Raw genomic sequence first — 19,792 nt, 5'->3', positions numbered from 1 at the left:
GACTATCTGGTTTGCTCACACAGAGGGGCTAATAATGCGTACAACTCACGCGATAAAAAACGTTGAGAACCATACTGACGAACAGGCACAACGGGCATTAGCGCATTGCAGACCACCATCTCGTCGGCCTCAGCCAGCACAGCCTCGTGGGCATACACTTCGACAACGCGATACCCGGAGTGTGCCAGCTGTTGCAGACAAAACTGGCGCATCAGGCCATTAACGCCTGCCTGATCCAGCCGGGGGGTAAAAACCTCCTTCCCCTGACGCCAGAATAAATTCGCCGCACAGCATTCCGTAATGAACCCTTCGCTGTCAAGAACCAGCGCCTCGTCGGCACTGGTCTGTTCGAGATGGGTGCGGATGAGCACCTGTTCAAGACGGTTAAGGTGTTTTATCCCGGCCAGCTGCGGGTTACGTCCCAGCCGCACCGGGCTTAAGGTCAGGACAATGCCTTCGCTACGCCAGCTATCATAGTGGGGGGGATACGCCGACACCGAGAGGAGTCGAACCGGGCGCAGGCAGTTCGCCGGGCTGTATCCCCTGCCGCCGCTTCCCCGGCTGATAATGACCTTCAGCACGCCACGGTCATTCCCCTGGGCGAGCTCAACCATTTCACGTTCCAACTCTGCCCATGCCACATAGGGGATAAGCAGTTTTTCACAGGCTTTCTGCAAGCGTTGCAGATGGGCATCCAGCAGACAGACCTGGCCCGCAGCAATGCGTGCCGTCGTGAAGCAGCCGTCACCAAACTGAATAGCCCTGTCGCTCGCTGACAGCGTTTCCTGGGGTATGCCATTGATCAAGAACATGATGGCTCCTTTTAAATGGTCGAATAGTCTGGCAGGAAGGCGGGCCGCGGACAAGGGAATAAAACCGAATAAAAAAGGCCCGACAAGCGGACCTTTTTTATCAATGTGCCGGGAAGGCGATAGACCGCCCGGCTGTCGGCCTCAGACCTTTTTAAAGATCAGAGAGCCGTTGGTGCCGCCAAAGCCGAAGGAGTTACACAGGGTGTACTCCAGACCGCTGACCTGACGTGCTTCGTGCGGAACGAAGTCCAGATCGCAACCATCATCCGGGTTATCCAGGTTGATAGTCGGCGGAACTGCCTGATCGCGCAGCGCAAGGATGGAGTAGATGGATTCTACTGCACCCGCCGCACCCAACAGGTGGCCGGTCATGGATTTGGTGGAGCTGACCATCACGCGGCGGGATGCATCGCCAAACACAGACTTCACGGCCTGCGCTTCAGCTTTGTCGCCTGCTGGTGTGGAGGTACCGTGCGCATTCACATAGCCAATCTGACCCGGTTCGATACCCGCATCGCGGATTGCGTTAACCATTGCCAGCGCAGCACCTGCCCCGTCTTCCGGCGGAGAGGTCATGTGATAAGCGTCGCTGCTCATGCCGAAGCCAATGATTTCAGCATAAATTTTCGCGCCGCGCTTCTTCGCATGCTCGTACTCTTCCAGCACGACCATACCCGCACCGTCACCCAGCACGAAACCATCACGGTCTTTATCCCACGGACGGCTTGCCGCCTGAGGATTATCGTTGCGGGTAGACAGGGCACGCGCTGCGCCGAAGCCACCTACACCCAGTGGGGTGCTGGCCTTTTCTGCACCGCCTGCAACCATCGCATCGGCATCGCCATAGGCGATAATACGCGCCGCCTGGCCAATGTTATGCACGCCGGACGTACAGGCAGTGGCAATCGAGATGCTTGGACCGCGCAGGCCAAACATGATGGTCAGGTGACCTGCCACCATGTTAACAATCGTTGACGGAACGAAGAACGGGCTAATTTTACGTGGGCCACCATTCACCAGAGAGGTGTGGTTTTCCTCAATCAGGCCAAGACCGCCAATCCCGGAGCCAATAGCGGCGCCAATACGGGTTGCGTTCTCTTCCGTAATTTCAAGGCCAGAATCCTGCATGGCCTGAACGCCAGCGACAATTCCATATTGAATGAAGGCATCCATCTTGCGCTGTTCTTTGCGCGAGATGATCTCTTCACAGTTAAAATCCTTTACTAAGCCAGCAAATTTCGTTGCATAGGCGCTAGTATCGAAATGGTCGATTAGGCTGATGCCACTCTGACCGGCAAGGAGAGCGTTCCAGGTAGACTCTACGGTATTGCCGACAGGAGATAACATGCCAAGTCCGGTCACAACTACACGACGCTTAGACACGCTTGTCCTCCAGGGAGGGATAAAAAAAGAAAATCGAGGGACTACAAAAGAAAAAACACAGGCGGTCGAATGACCGCCTGGAGATGCTCACTTACGCCTGGTGACCGTTGATGTAATCAATGGCAGCCTGAACGGTGGTGATTTTCTCAGCTTCTTCGTCCGGAATCTCAGTATCAAACTCTTCTTCCAGAGCCATTACCAGCTCAACGGTGTCAAGAGAATCTGCGCCCAGGTCTTCAACGAAGGAAGCGGAGTTCACAACTTCTTCCTGCTTAACGCCCAGCTGTTCGCCAATAATTTTCTTAACGCGTTCTTCGATAGTGCTCATACTCTTAAATTTCCTATCAAAACTCGCTTTCGCGATGGTTTTCGTAGTGTATAAAATGTTGAAAAATTTGCAACTAAATCCCGGCAGGTCTTACCACGATTTTACGTTATTTTGAGGCCATTCGCCCTAATAACGCAAATATTTTCTAACGTGATTAAACCATGTACATTCCGCCGTTGACGTGGAGAGTTTCACCAGTGATGTAACTCGCTTCGTCAGAGGCTAAAAATGCAACCGCGCTGGCGATTTCTTTAGGGTCACCTAAACGACCCGCCGGAACTGCCGCCAGCGTACCCGCACGCTGCTCATCGGTCAGCGCACGCGTCATGTCCGTTTCAATAAAGCCCGGAGCAACAACGTTTACAGTAATTCCGCGGGACGCAACTTCGCGTGCCAGCGACTTACTGAAACCGATCAGACCTGCTTTCGCCGCAGCGTAGTTAGCCTGACCAGCATTTCCCATGGTACCAACCACAGAACCGATAGTGATAATACGCCCATGACGCTTCTTCATCATAGCTCGCATTACCGCTTTTGACAGACGGAACACAGATGACAGGTTGGTTTCGAGAATATCGCTCCACTCATCATCTTTCATTCGCATCAGTAAGTTGTCGCGAGTGATTCCGGCATTATTGACCAGAATATCCACTTCGCCAAATTCTGCGCGAATATTTCCCAGAACAGATTCGATAGATGCAGGATCGGTCACATTCAACATCAGACCTTTACCGTTCGCACCCAGGTACTCGCTGATCGCCTGCGCGCCGCTTTCGCTGGTCGCGGTGCCGATCACTTTCGCGCCGCGCGCGACGAGGGTCTCAGCGATAGCACGGCCAATACCGCGGCTTGCACCAGTGACCAGTGCGATTTTTCCTTCAAAACTCATGGTATTCCTCTTCTTACTGCGCGAGTGCCGCTGACAGTGCTTCTGGCTCATTAATGGCCGATGCGGTCAGGGTATCAACAATACGTTTGGTCAGACCGGTAAGAACTTTACCCGGGCCGACTTCATACAGGTGCTCAACGCCCTGGGATGCCATAAACTCAACCGTTTTGGTCCACTGAACCGGGCTGTACAGCTGGCGAACCAGCGCATGGCGGATGGCCTCTGGCGCGGTTTCGCACTGCACATCAACGTTATTCACCACCGCAATGGTCGGCGCGTTGAAGGTGATTTTTTCCAGCTCGACCGCCAGCTTCTCGGCAGCAGGCTTCATCAGCGCGCAGTGCGACGGTACGCTCACCGGCAGCGGCAGCGCACGTTTGGCGCCCGCAGCTTTACAGGCTGCGCCTGCACGTTCAACCGCTTCTTTATGACCGGCGATAACCACCTGGCCCGGCGAGTTGAAGTTTACCGGAGAAACCACCTGGCCTTCTGCCGATTCTTCACAGGCTTTGGCAATGGAAGCATCATCCAGACCAATAATGGCCGACATGCCGCCCGTACCTTCCGGCACCGCTTCCTGCATAAATTTGCCGCGCATTTCAACCAGACGCACGGCATCAGCAAACGCAATCACCCCTGCGCATACCAGCGCAGAATATTCACCCAGGCTGTGACCGGCCAGCAGCGCTGGCGCTTTGCCGCCCTGCTGTTGCCATACGCGCCACAATGCGACCGATGCGGTCAGCAGTGCAGGCTGGGTCTGCCAGGTTTTATTCAGCTCTTCGGCTGGCCCTTGCTGGGTCAGCGCCCAAAGATCGTAGCCCAGGGTATCCGACGCTTCACGGAAGGTCTCTTCGATGACCGGATACTGCTCCGCTAAGCCGGACAACATTCCAACGGCCTGAGAACCCTGACCGGGGAACACAAAAGCAAATTGCGTCATTTTTTTATCCTTATACTAGAAACGAACCAGCGCAGAACCCCAGGTGAAACCGCCCCCGAAGGCTTCGAGCAAGACCAGTTGGCCTCGTTGAATTCGTCCATCGCGTACCGCTTCGTCAAATGCGCAGGGCACTGATGCTGCAGACGTATTGCCATGACGATCCAGGGTCACCACAACGTTATCCATCGACATGCCAAGTTTCTTCGCCGTGGCGCTGATAATACGCAGGTTCGCCTGATGCGGCACCAGCCAGTCGAGGGCGGAACGCTCCAGATTGTTTGCTTCCAGCGTCTCGTCAACAATATGCGCCAGCTCTGTTACCGCCACCTTGAAAACTTCGTTACCGGCCATGGTCAGGTAGATGGCATTGTCCGGATTAACACGATCGGCGTTTGGCAGCGTCAACAGTTCGCCGTAGCTACCGTCCGCATGCAAATGCGTTGAGATGATGCCTGGCTCTTCAGATTGTCCTAACAGGACAGCTCCTGCACCATCACCAAAAATAATGATCGTTCCGCGATCGGCTGGATCGCAGGTACGCGCCAGCACGTCAGCACCGATCACCAGCGCATGCTTCACGGCACCGGATTTCACGTATTGATCGGCGATGCTCAACGCATAGGTAAAGCCTGCGCAGGCAGCGGCAACGTCGAACGCCGGGCAACCTTTAATGCCCAGCATGTTCTGAACCTGGCACGCTGCGCTTGGGAAAGCATGCGTGGCAGACGTAGTGGCAACGATAATCAGGCCGACGTCGTCTTTATCGACACCCGCCATCTCCAGCGCGCGCTGGGCGGCTTCATAGCCCATGGTGGAAACTGTTTCATCTGGCGCGGCAATACGACGTTCGCGGATACCTGTACGGGTGACGATCCACTCGTCAGACGTATCTACCATTTTTTCCAGATCGGCGTTGGTTCGCACTTGCTTTGGCAGATAGCTGCCGGTACCTAAAATCTTCGTATACATGTACGCTCAGTCACTTTTTGCTAATACAGATCCCAGGCGAGCGGCAATCCGCTGTGGGACTTGTCGCTGCACCGCCTGCACTGCCTGTTCAATCGCGACGGCAAACGCTCGCTGATTGGCCGCACCGTGACTCTTAATCACAATGCCGCGCAATCCTAACAGACAGGCGCCATTATACTGGTCGGGGTTGAGGTGACTGAATCGCCGCGCCAGGCTCTTTTGTAACCAACGCTTTAATAAAATCAGCCACCATGACCGTTTTTTCCCCTCTCCCTGCGATTTAAGCAGAGAAAGAAACATTCTCACCACCCCTTCCATGGTTTTTAATGTAACGTTTCCTGTAAACCCGTCACATACCAGTACATCCGTTTTTCCGGTCAATAATTCGTTGGCTTCGAGATATCCAATATAGTTGATGGATGGCTCATTTTTTAGCCGCTCGGCCGCCTCACGGATGCTGTCGAGACCTTTGGTCTCTTCTTCACCTATATTCAGCAAAGCCACGCGGGGATGAGAGATCCCCACGACTTCCTCTGCCAGCACCGAGCCCATTACGGCAAACTGCGCCAGCATAACACTGTCGCAATCGACGTTGGCACCTAAATCCAGCACCACCGTTTTGCCCTTTTGCTGGTGGGGCAATACGGTCACCAGCGCCGGGCGCTCAATACCCTCAAGGGGTTTAAGCAGTAATTTTGCCAGCCCCATCAGCGCGCCGGTATTGCCGGCGCTGACGCACGCCTGCGCGCGCCCTTCTTTCACCAGCTCCAGCGCGATGCGCATTGAGCTTCCGCGACTGCTGCGGATCGCCTGTGAGGCCCGGACATCACTGGCAATAACTGACTGGGCAGGAATTATCTGCAGACGTGAACGTTGTTCGAAGTCAGCTTTTGCAAGTAATGGCGTGATAGCGTCGGGATTGCCGACTAAAAGGAGAGTGAGTTGCGAATTAGAGTTCAGTGCCTGCAATGCTGCAGGCACTGTCACGGAAGGGCCAAAATCTCCCCCCATGACATCTAACGCCAGGGTTAGACGTGTCAAGGTATCGTCGCAGCCTGGTTCGGTATATCCCCGTTTGCACGGGGAAACCCTCACTAAGCCTAATCACGCAAACGCGTGATTACTTAGTGATAACCTTGCGGCCGCGGTAGAAACCGTCAGCAGTGATGTGGTGACGCAGGTGTTTCTCACCAGAAGTCTTGTCTACAGACAGGCTGGTAACTGCAGTCAGCGCGTCATGGGAACGACGCATGCCACGTTTGGAACGGGTTGGTTTATTCTGTTGTACGGCCATGGACCTTACTCCTTAATTACTTACGCTTTAAACTGGCTAATACGGCAAATGGGTTTGGTTTTTGCGCTTCATCAGGCAGTTCCCCAAAGACCATGTCCGCCTCGGACACTTCACAGTGTTCAGAATCATGCACCGGAACTACAGGCAAGGTGAGGATGATTTCATCTTCAACCAGCGCCAGCAGATCGATTTCACCGAATTCGTTAACCTCAATCGGCTCATACGCTTCCGGGAGTGCTTCAGCCTGTTCGTCTGAACGAACCGGACTAAAACAATATGTTGTGTGAACATGAAGTGGGAACGGTTTCCCGCAACGCTGACATTCGAGCGTGACCGACACCTTTGCATCACCGGTAATAACGGCAAGGCGCTGGGGATCGATCTCAAACGACATGGAGCATTCCACATCACTGTCCACACTGACTACGGATTCGGCGACACGCTCAGCCTGATCACGAGTATAGATACCTTCGTAATCAAGGCGTTTTTGAGCCGTACGAACCGGATCAAGAGTCAGGGGTAATTTTACCTTTTGCATAGGGCGCGCATATTAACTTTGTAACGTCATAGAGTCAAAGAAAAAGGCAACCTCAGGCTGCCTTTTGCCATTTATTCGCACACATTGCGGCCCGTAGTTTAAAATGGCTGGCATCGATACGCTATATCTGGTGAAAAAAATATGCCAAATCTCATTCTCGCCTCCACATCACCCTACCGCCGCGTGTTGCTGGAAAAGCTGGGCGTCCCCTTCGAATGCGCCGCGCCGAACATGGATGAAACCCCACAGCCCGGTGAATCGCCACGCCATCTGGTGGTCCGTCTGGCTCAGGAAAAGGCGAAAAGTCTGGCAGCGCGATTTCCTGACCATTTAATTATAGGTTCCGATCAGGTTTGCGTCCTGGATGGAATGATTACCGGTAAACCGCACACCGAAGAGAACGCCCGCCAGCAGTTGCTGAAAGCGCGCGGCAGTATTGTCACCTTCTACACCGGCCTGGCCCTTTATAATTCGTCTACGGGCCATTTACAGACGGAATGCGAGCCCTTTGACGTGCACTTCCGCCATCTCAGCGAACAGGAAATTGACGACTACGTGCGAAAAGAGCGGCCGCTAAACTGCGCGGGCAGCTTTAAAAGCGAGGGGCTGGGAATTGCATTGTTTGACAGGCTGGACGGGCGCGACCCGAACACGCTGGTGGGGCTACCGCTGATTGCGCTGTGCCAGATGCTGCGCCGGGAGCATTACAACCCGTTGATGGCGTAATTTATGCCGGCTGGCGCTACGCTTACCCGGCCTGCAAGACCGTAGGCCCGTGCAAGCGCAGCGCCGCCGGGCAACTACCCGCGCAGAACTTTCAGACAGCGCTTCAGCTGCTCATCCAGCGGGGCTTCGATACGCATCACTTCGCCGGTACCCGGGTGGGTAAACTTCAGCGCGGCGGCATGCAGGAACAGGCGGGACAAGCCTGTACCGGCCAGCTGCTTATCGAACTCACGGTCGCCATAGCGATCGTCGAAGGCTATTGGATGACCAGCATGCTGTGTATGAACGCGGATCTGGTGGGTACGTCCGGTCACCGGGCTGCAGCGCACGAGTGTGGCAAATTCATAACGCTCTTCCACCTTGAACCGGGTTTCAGACGGTTTGCCTTCCTGACTCACGCGAACGATACGCTCACCGCTTTGCAGAATGTTTTTCAGCAGCGGCGCCTGCACCACTTTGACATGGGATTGCCACTGTCCGCGCACCAGCGCCAGATAATCCTTTTGCATTCCTTTCTCACGCAGCTGCTCGTGCAGCGAACGCAGCGCGGAACGCTTTTTGGCGACCAGCAGTACGCCGGAGGTGTCGCGGTCAAGGCGATGAACCAGCTCAAGGAAGCGGGCTTCCGGGCGCAGCGCGCGCAAACCTTCAATCACGCCGAAGCTTAACCCGCTACCGCCGTGTACGGCTGTACCTGAGGGTTTGTTGAGCACCAGAATATGATCGTCTTCATATAAAATCACATTCGTCAGCGCGGCGACTTTATTCAGATGCGGCGACACCGCTTCCTCTTCCCGCTCGGCGACGCGCACCGGCGGGATGCGCACTTCATCACCCGCTTCAAGTTTGTATTCAGGTTTAATGCGCTTCTTATTTACCCGCACCTCACCCTTACGCAGGATGCGATAAATCATGCTCTTTGGCACGCCCTTCAGTTGGGTGCGCAAAAAGTTGTCGATGCGTTGCCCCGCTTCATCTTCGGTGATGGCAACCATTTTTACGGCTGGAGTCTCTGTTTTCATGGGGGGCGATTCTAATTATCGCCAGCCATTAGCGCCACTCATTTTTCTATGCTTATATTTACCTTTACCCGGTCAGGGTTTCGTTCACGCAATCGATTTGGTGGTTATTAAACCAATCATTCGAAAGAAGTGAAGAAACTGTGAGTAACCGGGTGATAATTGGTAAAAGTCATCTTGCTATAACCCGGTTAGCAATGGAATAATGCTGCTGTTTTCCGCGTTAAATCCGGGTTTTGTAAGGATATCGACGGAATGACCAATTTTGTCTGACCGATCATCCACGCAGCAATGGCGTAAGACGTATTGATCTTTCAGACAGTTAGCGGGCTGCGGGTTGCAGTACTTACCGGTAAATGGAATCTTCTCTGGAGAGTTTTACCCAGGCTATTCCCCTGATAATCGCGCTGTATTTCCGTATGAAATACAGGCAACCGACACTTTGCGCCTCTTAAGCGAGCGACAACCGTGAGGTTGGCGACGTGAATAGACACGAGGCCATCGGTTCATACCCCGGAAAGCGTCACCTTGCCCGCAGCTTAGTCGTCAATGTAAGAATAATGAGTAAGTTACGATGAAAAGAATGTTAATCAACGCAACTCAACAAGAAGAGTTGCGTGTCGCCCTTGTGGATGGGCAGCGTCTGTACGATCTGGATATCGAAAGTCCTGGACACGAACAGAAAAAAGCGAACATTTACAAAGGCAAAATCACCCGCATTGAACCCAGCCTTGAGGCCGCATTCGTTGACTACGGTGCCGAGCGTCATGGTTTCCTCCCCCTGAAAGAGATCGCTCGCGAGTACTTCCCTTCCAGCTATAACGCCCATGGCCGCCCAAACATCAAAGATGTGCTGCGTGAAGGTCAGGAAGTTATTGTTCAGATCGATAAAGAAGAGCGTGGCAATAAAGGCGCCGCGCTGACCACCTTTATCAGTCTGGCAGGCAGCTATCTGGTACTGATGCCAAACAACCCGCGCGCGGGTGGTATCTCACGCCGGATTGAAGGCGACGACCGTACCGAGCTGAAAGAAGCGCTGGCCAGTCTCGAACTGCCAGATGGCATGGGCCTGATTGTTCGTACCGCAGGCGTAGGCAAATCTGCCGAAGCGCTGCAGTGGGACCTCGGCTTCCGCCTGAAGCACTGGGAAGCCATTCAGAAAGCCGCTGAAAGCCGCCCTGCTCCATTCCTGATCCACCAGGAAAGCAACGTCATCGTGCGTGCCTTCCGCGACTATCTGCGTCAGGACATCGGTGAAATTCTGATTGATAACCCGAAAGTGCTTGAGCTGGCTCGCCAGCACATTGCCGCGCTGGGTCGTCCGGATTTCACCAGCAAAATCAAACTGTACACCGGTGAAATCCCGCTGTTCAGCCACTACCAGATCGAATCGCAGATTGAATCCGCCTTCCAGCGTGAAGTGCGTCTGCCTTCCGGTGGCTCAATCGTTATCGACAGCACCGAGGCGCTGACCGCTATCGACATCAACTCCGCGCGTGCAACCCGCGGCGGCGATATCGAAGAAACGGCGTTCAACACCAACCTCGAAGCGGCCGATGAGATTGCGCGTCAGCTGCGTCTGCGTGACCTGGGCGGCCTGATCGTTATCGACTTCATCGACATGACGCCGGTACGTCACCAGCGTGCGGTAGAAAACCGCCTGCGTGAAGCAGTGCGTCAGGATCGTGCGCGTATCCAGATCAGCCATATCTCCCGTTTTGGTCTGCTGGAGATGTCCCGTCAGCGTCTCAGCCCGTCCCTCGGTGAATCCAGCCACCACGTCTGCCCACGCTGTAGCGGCACCGGCACCGTGCGTGACAACGAATCTCTGGCGCTTTCTATCCTGCGTCTTATCGAAGAAGAAGCGCTGAAAGAGAACACCAAAGAAGTACACGCCATTGTGCCTGTGCCGGTGGCCTCCTACCTGCTGAACGAAAAACGTGCCGCGGTAAGCGCTATCGAAGCCCGTCTGAGCGGCGTACGCTGCGTGATCGTGCCTAACGACCAGATGCAAACCCCGCACTACTCCGTGCTGCGCGTGCGCAAAGGCGAAGAGACATCCACTATCAGCTACATGCTGCCTAAGCTGCATGAAGAGGCGATGGCTCTGCCGTCCGAAGAAGAATACACCGAGCGTAAACTTCCGGAGCAGCCAGCGCTGGCGGCATTTGTCATGCCAGAAGCCCCACCTGCGCCTGCGCAGGAGAGCGTGGTAGCCCAACCAACAGCAGCTAAACCGGCAGCAGAAGTGAGCCAACCGGCTGCGCAGCCAGGTCTGCTGAGCCGCTTCTTCAGCGCGCTGAAGAAGATGTTTGCCGGCGAAGAGCCGCAGCCAGCCCCTGCGCCAGTTGAGAAGAAAGAAGAGAAACAAGAGCGTTCACCGGATCGTCGTAAGCGTCAGAACAACCGTCGTGACCGCAACGAGCGCCGCGATAACCGTTCCGAGAATAACGAAGGTCGTGAAGGCAGCGAAAGCCGTGACAATCGCGAAAGCCGTGATAATCGTGACAACCGCGAAGGTCGTGAACGCCGCGAAGGTCGTGACGATAACCGCCGCAACCGTCGCGAGAAGCCGCAGCAGAACACGGAAGATCGTGAAATTCGCCAGCCGGTCAGCGAAGAGGCTGATAAAGGCAGACAGCGTGATGAGCAGCAGCCACGCCGCGAGCGCAACCGTCGTCGTAATGATGACAAGCGCCAGGCGCAGCAGGAAGTTAAAGCGCTGAATCGCGAAGAAGAGACCGTGCAGGATGGCGAGCAGGAAGAACGCGTTCAGGTCATGCCGCGCCGTAAGCAGCGTCAGCTGAACCAGAAAGTGCGTTTCGAGTCTCAGACCGAAGAAGCGGCTGTTGAAGCAGTAGCGCCGCAGGTTGAACCGGCCCAGAGCACCGAGCTGGCGAAGGTTGATCTGCCAGCGGTTATTGAAAATGCACCTGAGCAGGAAGAGACCAGCGAAGGCCGTGACAACGCCGGTATGCCGCGTCGTTCACGTCGCTCCCCGCGTCACCTGCGCGTAAGCGGTCAGCGTCGTCGCCGTTATCGTGACGAGCGTTACCCGCTGCAGTCACCGATGCCGCTGGCTATCGCCTGTGCGTCACCAGAAATGGCCTCCGGTAAAGCCTGGATCCGTTATCCGGTTGCCCGCCCTCAGGAGCAGCAGTTTGACGAGCAGAACGCTGCTGTCGAAGCGGTTGTCCCGGTAGCGCCGGTCGTTGATGAGGTTATCACCGAGGCTGCGGCAGTCGTTATCCCTGAGCCGCAGGTTGTTGAAGTTGAAACTTCACATCCGGAAGTGATTGCCGCGCCTGTAACCGAACAGCCGCAAATCATCGCCCCTGAAGACGTGGTTGTCGCAGAACAGGTTGTGGAAGACGTTAAGGCTGCCGAGCCGGTTGAAATCACCGTGGAAGCCGTTGAGCCACAGCCGGTAGTGGAAGTTGAAGTGGAAACTGACGTTCAACCTGAAGTTGAAATTGAGGTTGAACCTGTTGCTGAAGCTGAACCTGAAGTCGCTGAAGTGAAAGCGCCAGAAGTGAAGCCAGAGCCAGAAGTGAAGCCAGCGCCAGCTGCTCAGGTTAACGCGGATCTTCACCACGCCACTGCGCCAATGACCCGCGCGCCGGCTCCGGAATATGTTCCGGAAGCACCGCGTCACAGCGACTGGGTACGCCCGGCGTTTGATTTCGACGGTAAGGGCTCTGCGGGTGGTCACAGCGCCACCCACCAGGCCACAGCCCCAGCCACGCGTCCACAGCCGGCTGAATAAGCCCGCTTAAGCGCAAAAGCCGACCTCCGGGTCGGCTTTTTTATTGCTTCTGCTCAGGCCTGCGCATCCCCGCGATTTCAGGCATCACTTCTCTCATCATCTCCAGAAAGCGGCGAAGACGTGCCGGATAATACCGTGACCACGGATAGACCAGATGAACCGGCAATGCGGCCGGTTGCCAGTCGGGCAGCAGATGCACCAGCCTGCCCTCACGGATGTCGGCTTCAACCGTCCAGCTTGATACCACGGCAACGCCCAGTCCGGTTAATGCGCTTTTACGCGCCACGTACAGGCTGTCGGTACTGAGCCGGGGAGAAATAGCCACCCGCAGCGGTTGTGGCGCTCCCTCATGGAACAGCTCTACGTGCTGACGATAAAAAGTATTGAGTGCCACCCAGGGCAGCGCAGAGAGATCTTCTGGCTTATCAACCGGAGCATGACGTGCAAGCAGTTCCGGCGAGGCCACAATACTGCGCGGAACCTCGGCCAGTAATACCGACACCGTACCCGGGTCGATCTCCGCCCCTACCCGGATGGCACAGTCGATATTGTCGCTCAGGAAATCGGCCGAGCGGTCATTGAGCATCCACTCCACGTTCAACCGCGGATAGCGCAGCAGAAACGCCGTTAACGGCTCCAGCAGCTGCTCCTGCCCGAAGGCATGGGGGGCGCGAACGCGAAGCACGCCTACCGGTTCATCTTCCGTCTGCCCGACTTCATCTTCCAGCGCATGCCAGCTATCGATCACCTTTCGGGCATGCTGATAGCAACGTTCCCCGTCATCGGTCAGCTTCATGGCATGGGTGGTGCGCAGGATCAGACGCACGCCGAGCAGCGTCTCCAGCGATTGCAGGCGGCGACTCACGGTGGCCTGAGTGGTTGCCATCTGCACGGCGGCGGCGGAGAGGGAGCCTGTCTCGATGATGCGCACGAAGGTTCGCATCAGCTCGACCCTGTCTATACGCTCTGAACGTTTCATGATTTATCCGGTTATACGTTACACGTATAAGTGTTTTAACACTGCGCCCGCTACCACCGCAAGCAGGGCTGGTAAAGAATAGCGACACACCCGAAATGAGGAACTGCATATGAACACCAGCACCCTAACCCCAGCCGTCAGCCGTTGGGTCATTTTTATCCTCGCCATTGGCGCAGGATTTAGCGTCGCCTCCATCTATTATGCCCAGCCGCTGCTGCCGCTGATGGGTACCGATCTGCATCTCAGCATTGAAGGGATGGGGATGGTGCCTACGCTCACCCAGGCAGGCTATGCGCTGGGGATCCTGTTCCTCCTGCCGCTGGGCGATCGCTATGACCGTCGCACCCTGATAGTGGTAAAAAGCATTGCCCTGGCGGGGCTGCTGCTGGCCTGTAGCCTGACGGGGCAGATTCACTCCCTGCTGTTGGTCAGTCTGCTGATTGGGATGGCGGCCACCATGGCGCAGGATATCGTTCCGGCGGCGGCTATTCTTGCCCCGGCAGGCAAACAGGGGAAAACCGTCGGGACGGTCATGACCGGCCTGTTGCTGGGGATCCTCCTCTCCCGTACGGTAAGCGGCGTGGTGGGTGAAGCCTTCGGCTGGCGTGTGATGTATCAGCTGGCGGCAGTTAGCATTGCGATCCTTGCCGCAGTCATGTGGCTGATTCTGCCCCGCTTCGCGGTTCCTTCGAACCTGCGTTATCCGGAGCTGATGCGTTCCATGGCGCACCTGTGGCGTCGCTACCCGGCTCTGCGCCGTGCCGCCCTGGCTCAGGGCTTCCTTTCCGTCGCCTTCAGCGCCTTCTGGTCTACGCTGGCGGTAATGCTGATGGAACACTACGGGCTTGGCAGCGCAGTTGCCGGAGGATACGGCATTGCCGGTGCTGCAGGTGCCCTGGCCGCCCCGCTTGCAGGTGGTCTGGCCGACAAACTCGGTGCCGGTAAAGTCACCCAGCTTGGTGCCGCGCTGGTGACCGTTTCTTTCGCCCTGATGTTCCTGATGCCCGCTCTGGGTGTACAGGGCCAGTTAGTCCTGATTGCGGTCTCCGCGGTGGGCTTTGATCTCGGCCTGCAGTCAAGCCTGGTCGCTCACCAGAATCTGGTTTATGGTCTGGAGCCGCAGGCACGTGGCCGCCTCAATGCCCTGCTCTTCACCGGCGTGTTTATCGGGATGGCGCTGGGTTCAGCGCTGGGTAGTCAGCTGTATACGATGGCAGGCTGGCCGGGCGTGATTGCTCTTGCGACGGTGACGGCAGGCGTGGCGCTCGTTATTCGTCTCACCGAAAGCGCACGTACCCAAACCTCAGTAATGCAGAATTCCTGAAAAAAAATGCCCAATCCGCGAAAACGGGTTGGGCATACAGAACATAACCAGTTTCAAGTCATGTCCAAAGGTCAAGTCAGTTATTTATTAAGCTGGAACAGAGACATACCCTGCATATCGCTGAACGCTTTATAGGACGCCTGAAGCGCAGCCTGCTGCATCACATAGGATGAAATCGCTGAGTTCCAGTCAACGTCCACCAGGTCACTCATCTGCTGGGTAAGACCTAAAGCACGGTCGCTGCCCAGGGAATCGAGCGAACTAAGCTCGGTCAGTTTAGTTCCGAGATCGGCGCGCACGGTCAGCACATTGTCCAGTGAATTACGCAATCCGCGGTTTGCCTTATCAATATCCAACGTCATCTGATCGGCTTTATCCTGATCGCCTTCAACCGGGGTTTTCAGCGCAGCAATCACGTTATCCAGAATTTTAAACATATTTTTTTCTGGCGTAGCGTCACCCGGTTCTGGTGCGGCATTACTGGTAAAGGATTCAAACACGTCGCTACCGGTATGGCTAATCTGCATGGTACGCGCAGAATCGACCTGCTGACTGATTGGCGTGTCGCCGCCAGCATACTCGCCGGTAGCTTGATCGAACGCCGCAGTATCGGTTTTATAGCCCGCAAAAATATAGCGGCCATTGCCGTCGGTACTGTTCGCCAGGTTTACCAGCTGATCGCGAATACCCTGCAGATCGGTGGCAAGCGAGTTGCGGTCGTTGTCACTCAGGGTGCCGTTGCCCGCATAGACAATTTTTTCCTGCGCCGATTGCAGCGCCGTGGTCACCTGGCCCAGCACGTTCTCTTCCAGCGATACCTTCTGCGTGGCAAAAGAGCGGGCCAGGGTGTACTGGCTGTTTTGCGCCTGAGACTGGGAAACAACTACCGCCTGCGACGCGGCAATCGGATCGTCTGAAGGACGGTTAACACGTTTGCCGGTGGACATCTGCTCACCATAACTCAGCCACTTGCTCTGGGATTCGGTAACCCCACGCATGTTCTGCTCATACATCATCTGGGTACTGATACGCATCGTTGACCTCGGCCTTAGCGGATATTAATTAACGCGTCGAAAAGCGTGCTGGCAGTTTGCAGCACCTGGGCATTAGCCAGGTAGTACTGCTGGAAACGCTGCAGGTTGCCATACTCTTCATCGAGGTTAACCCCGGAGATCGACTGCTGTTGGTTGCTCAGCTGCGTCGCCACGTTTGCCTGGGTGGTGCTGCTGGTTTTCAGCGTCGCGGTTTTGCTGCCAACGGTACTAACCAGAGAGGCATAGGAGTCGTTAAAGGTTTTGTTGCCGCCGACCACTTTGCTGCTTTGCAGATCCAGCAGCGCCTGCCCATTGCGGTTATCACTTTCGCCACCGTCAGCGTCAGAAGCGAGAGCCAGTTTTGACTCATCGCTGATCGCCACGTCCATATTCACAATGGCGTTAACGACGGGCTTAATAACAAAGCTGTCTTTATTTTTTGCCGCACCCGATACGTTGACCGTCAGGCCATCGAAGGAGAGGTTCCCCTTACCGTCATTGGTGGCGGTGACCGTGGTTTTATCCGAGAGGCGGGTGATCTTCCAGCTGCTGCCGTCAAACTCCATCTTGTAGTCGGTGGCCTGTACTTTGGCGCTGTCTGCAACGTTGACCTTCGCGGTGACGGAGGCCGAACCGGTATTTTTGGTGTTGCCCAGCACCGCCGGGGCACCGATATCAAATAATTCGCCGCCCGCTTTGCCTTCTGGATCAAAGCCCTTCTGGTGCTGGGTGTTCATCGCATTAGCAAAAGAGAGCGCCAGCTGGTTAAGGGTGTTGCGGGCAGCGTCGAGTTCTTCGGTACGGAAGGTCAACATTCCGCCCAGCGAGCCGCTGGTCATCAGTTTTTCCGGGATCTCGACCGGGCCTGAGGTGCCATCAACAAACGCTACCGTGGTACGGGACGGATCGGCGCTGGACTTCACGGCCGCCAGCTGATTGGCGGTGCTGCCCTGGACCAGGTTGTAGCCATTACCGAAGGAGACGTTATAGGTGCCACTGTCCTGGACTGCGACTTCAACCCCCACGATCTGGTTCAGCTCGCTGACCAGCTGGTCACGCTGATCGAGCAGGTTGTTCGGGGAGGCCCCGGCACCCACGCCGGTCAGGCGGGAAATCTGGTCATTCAGGTTGGCAATCTGCTTAGCGTAGTTGTTGATCTGATCAACGCTGGTGCCAATCGCGGTATTGATCTGCTTATCCTGATCGCGCAGGTACTGATCGTTCACCTTGAACTGGTTCACCAGGCCATCGGCCTTGCCCAGCACCGTCTGGCGCGCAGCCGGATCTTCGGCATTGCTGACCAGGGTCTGCAGGCTGCTGAAGAAGTCCTGCAGGGTGGTGGCGAGGCTGTTGGTGCTGCCGGACAGAATGTCGTCAATTTTGGACATCTGCTGGTAACGGGTAGTCAGGGCGCTGCTCTGGTTCTGTGCGGCGCGCAGCTGGTTGGTGATGAATGAATCATATTCGCGCTGTACCCCGGAGACATACACGCCGTTGCCAACCCAACCACCGCCGGTCAGGGTGCTGTTTGAGGCGCTCAGCACCGTGGTCTGACGGGTATAGCCCGCCACGTTGTAGCTTGAAATGTTATTACTGGCGGTATTCAGCGCAGCCTGTGCCGCGCTGAGGCCACTCATGGCGCTGTTGATCAAACTGGACATGGGGGTTCCTTTTATACTTTCAGACACGAGTCCTGCTGGAGATTATCGGCAGACCCCAGCCGGACTTGAGAACTTTTCAGAACAGATTTTCGATATCGTTGCTGTACGCTTTGCTGACTTTCTCACCCATCGCTTTAAGCTGCTGGATCATGCTGGTCAACTTGCGGGCGTACTGCGGATCGGTGGCGTAGCCCGCTTTCTGCAACGCTTGTGCGCCCTGCTCTGCCGTTGCGGCCTGGGTTACTGCCGCATAGCGTGGGTTACGACTCAGCACCCCGACATAGTCTGAAAGCGCTTCCAGATAGGAGCTGTAGACGCGGAACTTAGCCTTAACCTTCTTCGCTTCACCGTTTTCATATTCGGTGGTGGTGATCTCGGTGGTTGGCCCTTTCCAGCTTCCCGAAGCCTTCACGCCAAAGATGTTGAAGCTCGGATCGCCGTTTTCACGACGGATCTGCCGTTGCCCCCAGCCGGATTCCAGCGCCGCCTGGGCCAGAATCAGGTGATGCGGCACCCCGCTCTGCTGGCTGGCAAGACGCGCCGGCAGCGAGAGCTGAGCCAGGAAGTCTTTGCTGTCGCCGGTAAGCGGCTCATCGTTACTTTCTGGCGCTTTCGGCACGGCTTTACGCACCATCTGCGTCAGGGCCTGGTTTTGATAGCTGGTCACTTTTTCCAGATCGAACTTCATTGGCACCTGCTGCGGTGCCTCTTCCGGCGGCACGCCCTGGGCGGCCGCCATCTGCTTAACGATCACATCGGCCAGCCCCAGCCCTTTGCCGGAAGTCATCTGCTGCGCAATCTGCTGGTCATACATGCTGGTGTACAGACGCGTTGAGTCGCTGCTGAAGATACCGTCTTTCGGCAGCGCCTCACGCATGCTTTTCAGCATCATCTGGACAAACATCCCTTCCACCTGGCGGGCCACCGGGCGGATATTCCCCGCCGGATCTTTGCCCGCTTTGGACTTCAGTTCGTTGAGCGACTGGGTATCCCAGGCCGCGCTGCTCAGCAGTTTGCTATCGGTCAGCATCAGATAATTTCCACTTTGGCGCGCAGACAGCCCGCGCTCTGCATGGATTGCAGAATCGACATCAGATCGATCGGGGTTGCGCCCAGCGCATTCAGCGCCCGCACCACGTTGTTCAGGTTGGCGCTGGAGCGCACGCTCTGCAGCGAACCCCCGCTCTGACGCATATCAATCTGGGTCTGCGGCGTCACCACGGTTTCGCCCCCGCCAAACGGCGTGTCCGGCTGGCTGACGTTAGCCGTGCGGTTGACGGTCACCGAGAGGTTGCCCTGCGCGACGGCACAGTTATCCAGCGTCACTTCACGGTTCATCACCACAGAACCGGTACGGGAGTTGATGATGACTTTGGCATCCTGCGGCGTGACGTTCACCTCCATGTTCTGGATATCCGCCAGCAGGCGAACCTGATTGCTGCCTCCGGTGGAGACGCGGATCTGCACAGTGCGGGCATCCAGCGCCGTGGCGCTGCCATAGCCGCGGCCACGGTTAATGGTGTCCGCGATCTGCTGCGCCATGGTGAAATCGTCGTCGTTCAGCTGCAGGTTGATGGTGTTGCCGGACCCGAACTGGGTCGGCAGTTCACGCTCAATGATCGCCCCGTTGGTGATACGCCCGCCGTTAAGCTGGTTAACCTGCACGCTGCTGCCGCCTGCGGACGCACCTGCCCCGCCGACCAGAATATTACCCTGGGCGAGAGCATACACCTGGCTGTCCACCCCTTTCAGCGGGGTCATCAGCAGCGTACCGCCACGCAGGCTTTTCGCGTTACCCATGGAGGAAACCACCACGTCGATGGTCTGCCCCTGGCGGGAAAAGGCCGGGTAGGAGGCAGTGACCATCACCGCCGCCACGTTTTTCAGCTGCATGTTGGTCCCGGCCGGCACCGTGATGCCGAGCTGGGAGAGCATGTTGTTCAGGCTCTGAGTGGTGAACGGGGTCTGCGTCGTCTGGTCACCCGTGCCGTCCAGCCCCACCACCAGGCCGTAACCGATCAGTGAGTTTTCCCGCACGCCCTGTACGCTTGTGAGATCGCGGATACGGTCGGCCTGGGCAACGGTTGCCACCAGCACCAACAGGATCCCGAAGAGGGATTTAAACAT

18 protein-coding genes are annotated in these 19,792 nt (G+C 56.3%); 3 read left to right on the top strand and 15 right to left on the bottom strand.

All coding sequences use genetic code 11. The features are described 5' to 3' along the window. Nucleotides 1-2 precede the first annotated feature (2 nt). From pabC to yceD, 9 genes are all read right to left on the bottom strand, one after another. Complete coding sequence (pabC, locus tag ACP4QI_RS08230) at nucleotides 3-812, bottom strand: aminodeoxychorismate lyase (RefSeq protein ID WP_426494882.1); 810 nt, start codon at nucleotides 810-812, stop codon at nucleotides 3-5. Between the two features lie 141 nt (nucleotides 813-953). Then, on the bottom strand, nucleotides 954-2,195 hold the full coding sequence (fabF, locus tag ACP4QI_RS08225; protein ID WP_142489081.1) for a beta-ketoacyl-ACP synthase II: 1,242 nt from the start codon (nucleotides 2,193-2,195) through the stop codon (nucleotides 954-956). A 91-nt stretch (nucleotides 2,196-2,286) separates the two neighbouring features. Further along, a complete protein-coding gene (gene acpP / locus ACP4QI_RS08220) occupies nucleotides 2,287-2,523 on the bottom strand; it encodes an acyl carrier protein (protein ID WP_003857954.1) in 237 nt (78 codons plus the stop codon). Nucleotides 2,524-2,677: 154 nt separating this feature from the next. Then, nucleotides 2,678-3,412 (bottom strand): 3-oxoacyl-ACP reductase FabG, encoded by a 735-nt coding sequence (gene fabG / locus ACP4QI_RS08215; RefSeq protein WP_032617552.1) that lies wholly within the window; start codon nucleotides 3,410-3,412, stop codon nucleotides 2,678-2,680. A 13-nt stretch (nucleotides 3,413-3,425) separates the two neighbouring features. After that, entirely contained in the window at nucleotides 3,426-4,355 is a 930-nt protein-coding gene (gene fabD, locus ACP4QI_RS08210; RefSeq protein ID WP_426494883.1) for an ACP S-malonyltransferase, read from the bottom strand. Nucleotides 4,356-4,370: 15 nt separating this feature from the next. Further along, complete coding sequence (locus ACP4QI_RS08205) at nucleotides 4,371-5,324, bottom strand: beta-ketoacyl-ACP synthase III (RefSeq protein ID WP_142489079.1); 954 nt, start codon at nucleotides 5,322-5,324, stop codon at nucleotides 4,371-4,373. A gap of 6 nt (nucleotides 5,325-5,330) precedes the next feature. After that, nucleotides 5,331-6,365 (bottom strand): phosphate acyltransferase PlsX, encoded by a 1,035-nt coding sequence (gene plsX, locus ACP4QI_RS08200; protein WP_221888527.1) that lies wholly within the window; start codon nucleotides 6,363-6,365, stop codon nucleotides 5,331-5,333. Nucleotides 6,366-6,444: 79 nt separating this feature from the next. After that, a complete protein-coding gene (gene rpmF / locus ACP4QI_RS08195) occupies nucleotides 6,445-6,618 on the bottom strand; it encodes a 50S ribosomal protein L32 (protein ID WP_003857964.1) in 174 nt (57 codons plus the stop codon). Between the two features lie 16 nt (nucleotides 6,619-6,634). Then, nucleotides 6,635-7,156, bottom strand: a complete 522-nt coding sequence (gene yceD, locus ACP4QI_RS08190; protein WP_142489077.1) for a 23S rRNA accumulation protein YceD — start codon at nucleotides 7,154-7,156, stop codon at nucleotides 6,635-6,637. Between the two features lie 141 nt (nucleotides 7,157-7,297). On the opposite strand from yceD, the gene ACP4QI_RS08185 reads away from it, so the two are divergent. Continuing rightward, nucleotides 7,298-7,882: a Maf family protein gene (locus tag ACP4QI_RS08185; protein ID WP_426494884.1), complete on the top strand. Its 585-nt coding sequence runs from the start codon at nucleotides 7,298-7,300 to the stop codon at nucleotides 7,880-7,882. Nucleotides 7,883-7,956: 74 nt separating this feature from the next. Here ACP4QI_RS08185 and rluC read toward each other — a convergent pair whose 3' ends face one another. Beyond that, nucleotides 7,957-8,904, bottom strand: a complete 948-nt coding sequence (gene rluC / locus ACP4QI_RS08180; protein ID WP_142489075.1) for a 23S rRNA pseudouridine(955/2504/2580) synthase RluC — start codon at nucleotides 8,902-8,904, stop codon at nucleotides 7,957-7,959. Nucleotides 8,905-9,475: 571 nt separating this feature from the next. Here rluC and rne point away from each other — a divergent pair. Next, nucleotides 9,476-12,667 carry a ribonuclease E gene (gene rne / locus ACP4QI_RS08175; RefSeq protein ID WP_445730308.1) on the top strand — a complete coding sequence of 1,064 codons (3,192 nt, stop codon included), beginning with the start codon at nucleotides 9,476-9,478 and terminating at the stop codon, nucleotides 12,665-12,667. Nucleotides 12,668-12,707: 40 nt separating this feature from the next. Here the strand turns inward: rne and ACP4QI_RS08170 are convergent, their stop codons facing one another. Beyond that, complete coding sequence (locus tag ACP4QI_RS08170; RefSeq protein WP_426494885.1) at nucleotides 12,708-13,646, bottom strand: LysR family transcriptional regulator; 939 nt, start codon at nucleotides 13,644-13,646, stop codon at nucleotides 12,708-12,710. 109 nt (nucleotides 13,647-13,755) lie between these two features. Between ACP4QI_RS08170 and ACP4QI_RS08165 the strand changes: the two genes are divergently transcribed. Beyond that, nucleotides 13,756-14,970 carry an MFS transporter gene (locus ACP4QI_RS08165; RefSeq protein ID WP_285127926.1) on the top strand — a complete coding sequence of 405 codons (1,215 nt, stop codon included), beginning with the start codon at nucleotides 13,756-13,758 and terminating at the stop codon, nucleotides 14,968-14,970. Between the two features lie 80 nt (nucleotides 14,971-15,050). Here ACP4QI_RS08165 and flgL read toward each other — a convergent pair whose 3' ends face one another. The 4 genes from flgL to ACP4QI_RS08145 form a co-directional block, all read right to left on the bottom strand. Then, the gene (flgL, locus tag ACP4QI_RS08160; RefSeq protein ID WP_156263459.1) at nucleotides 15,051-16,004 is read right to left on the bottom strand and encodes a flagellar hook-associated protein FlgL; all 954 of its coding nucleotides are present in this window, start codon (nucleotides 16,002-16,004) and stop codon (nucleotides 15,051-15,053) included. A gap of 14 nt (nucleotides 16,005-16,018) precedes the next feature. Next, nucleotides 16,019-17,665, bottom strand: a complete 1,647-nt coding sequence (flgK, locus tag ACP4QI_RS08155) for a flagellar hook-associated protein FlgK (protein WP_285127927.1) — start codon at nucleotides 17,663-17,665, stop codon at nucleotides 16,019-16,021. Between the two features lie 76 nt (nucleotides 17,666-17,741). Then, the gene (gene flgJ, locus ACP4QI_RS08150; RefSeq protein WP_142489069.1) at nucleotides 17,742-18,695 is read right to left on the bottom strand and encodes a flagellar assembly peptidoglycan hydrolase FlgJ; all 954 of its coding nucleotides are present in this window, start codon (nucleotides 18,693-18,695) and stop codon (nucleotides 17,742-17,744) included. Next, nucleotides 18,695-19,792, bottom strand: a complete 1,098-nt coding sequence (locus ACP4QI_RS08145) for a flagellar basal body P-ring protein FlgI (protein ID WP_285127928.1) — start codon at nucleotides 19,790-19,792, stop codon at nucleotides 18,695-18,697. Before ACP4QI_RS08145 ends, flgJ begins: the two co-directional genes overlap by 1 nt.

The organism is Leclercia sp. TB492 (assembly GCF_049974505.2).
Classification (GTDB): domain Bacteria; phylum Pseudomonadota; class Gammaproteobacteria; order Enterobacterales; family Enterobacteriaceae; genus Enterobacter; species Enterobacter adecarboxylatus_C.
Note: the sequence above shows the minus strand (reverse complement) of the source record. Positions and strands in the feature narration are given on the sequence as shown.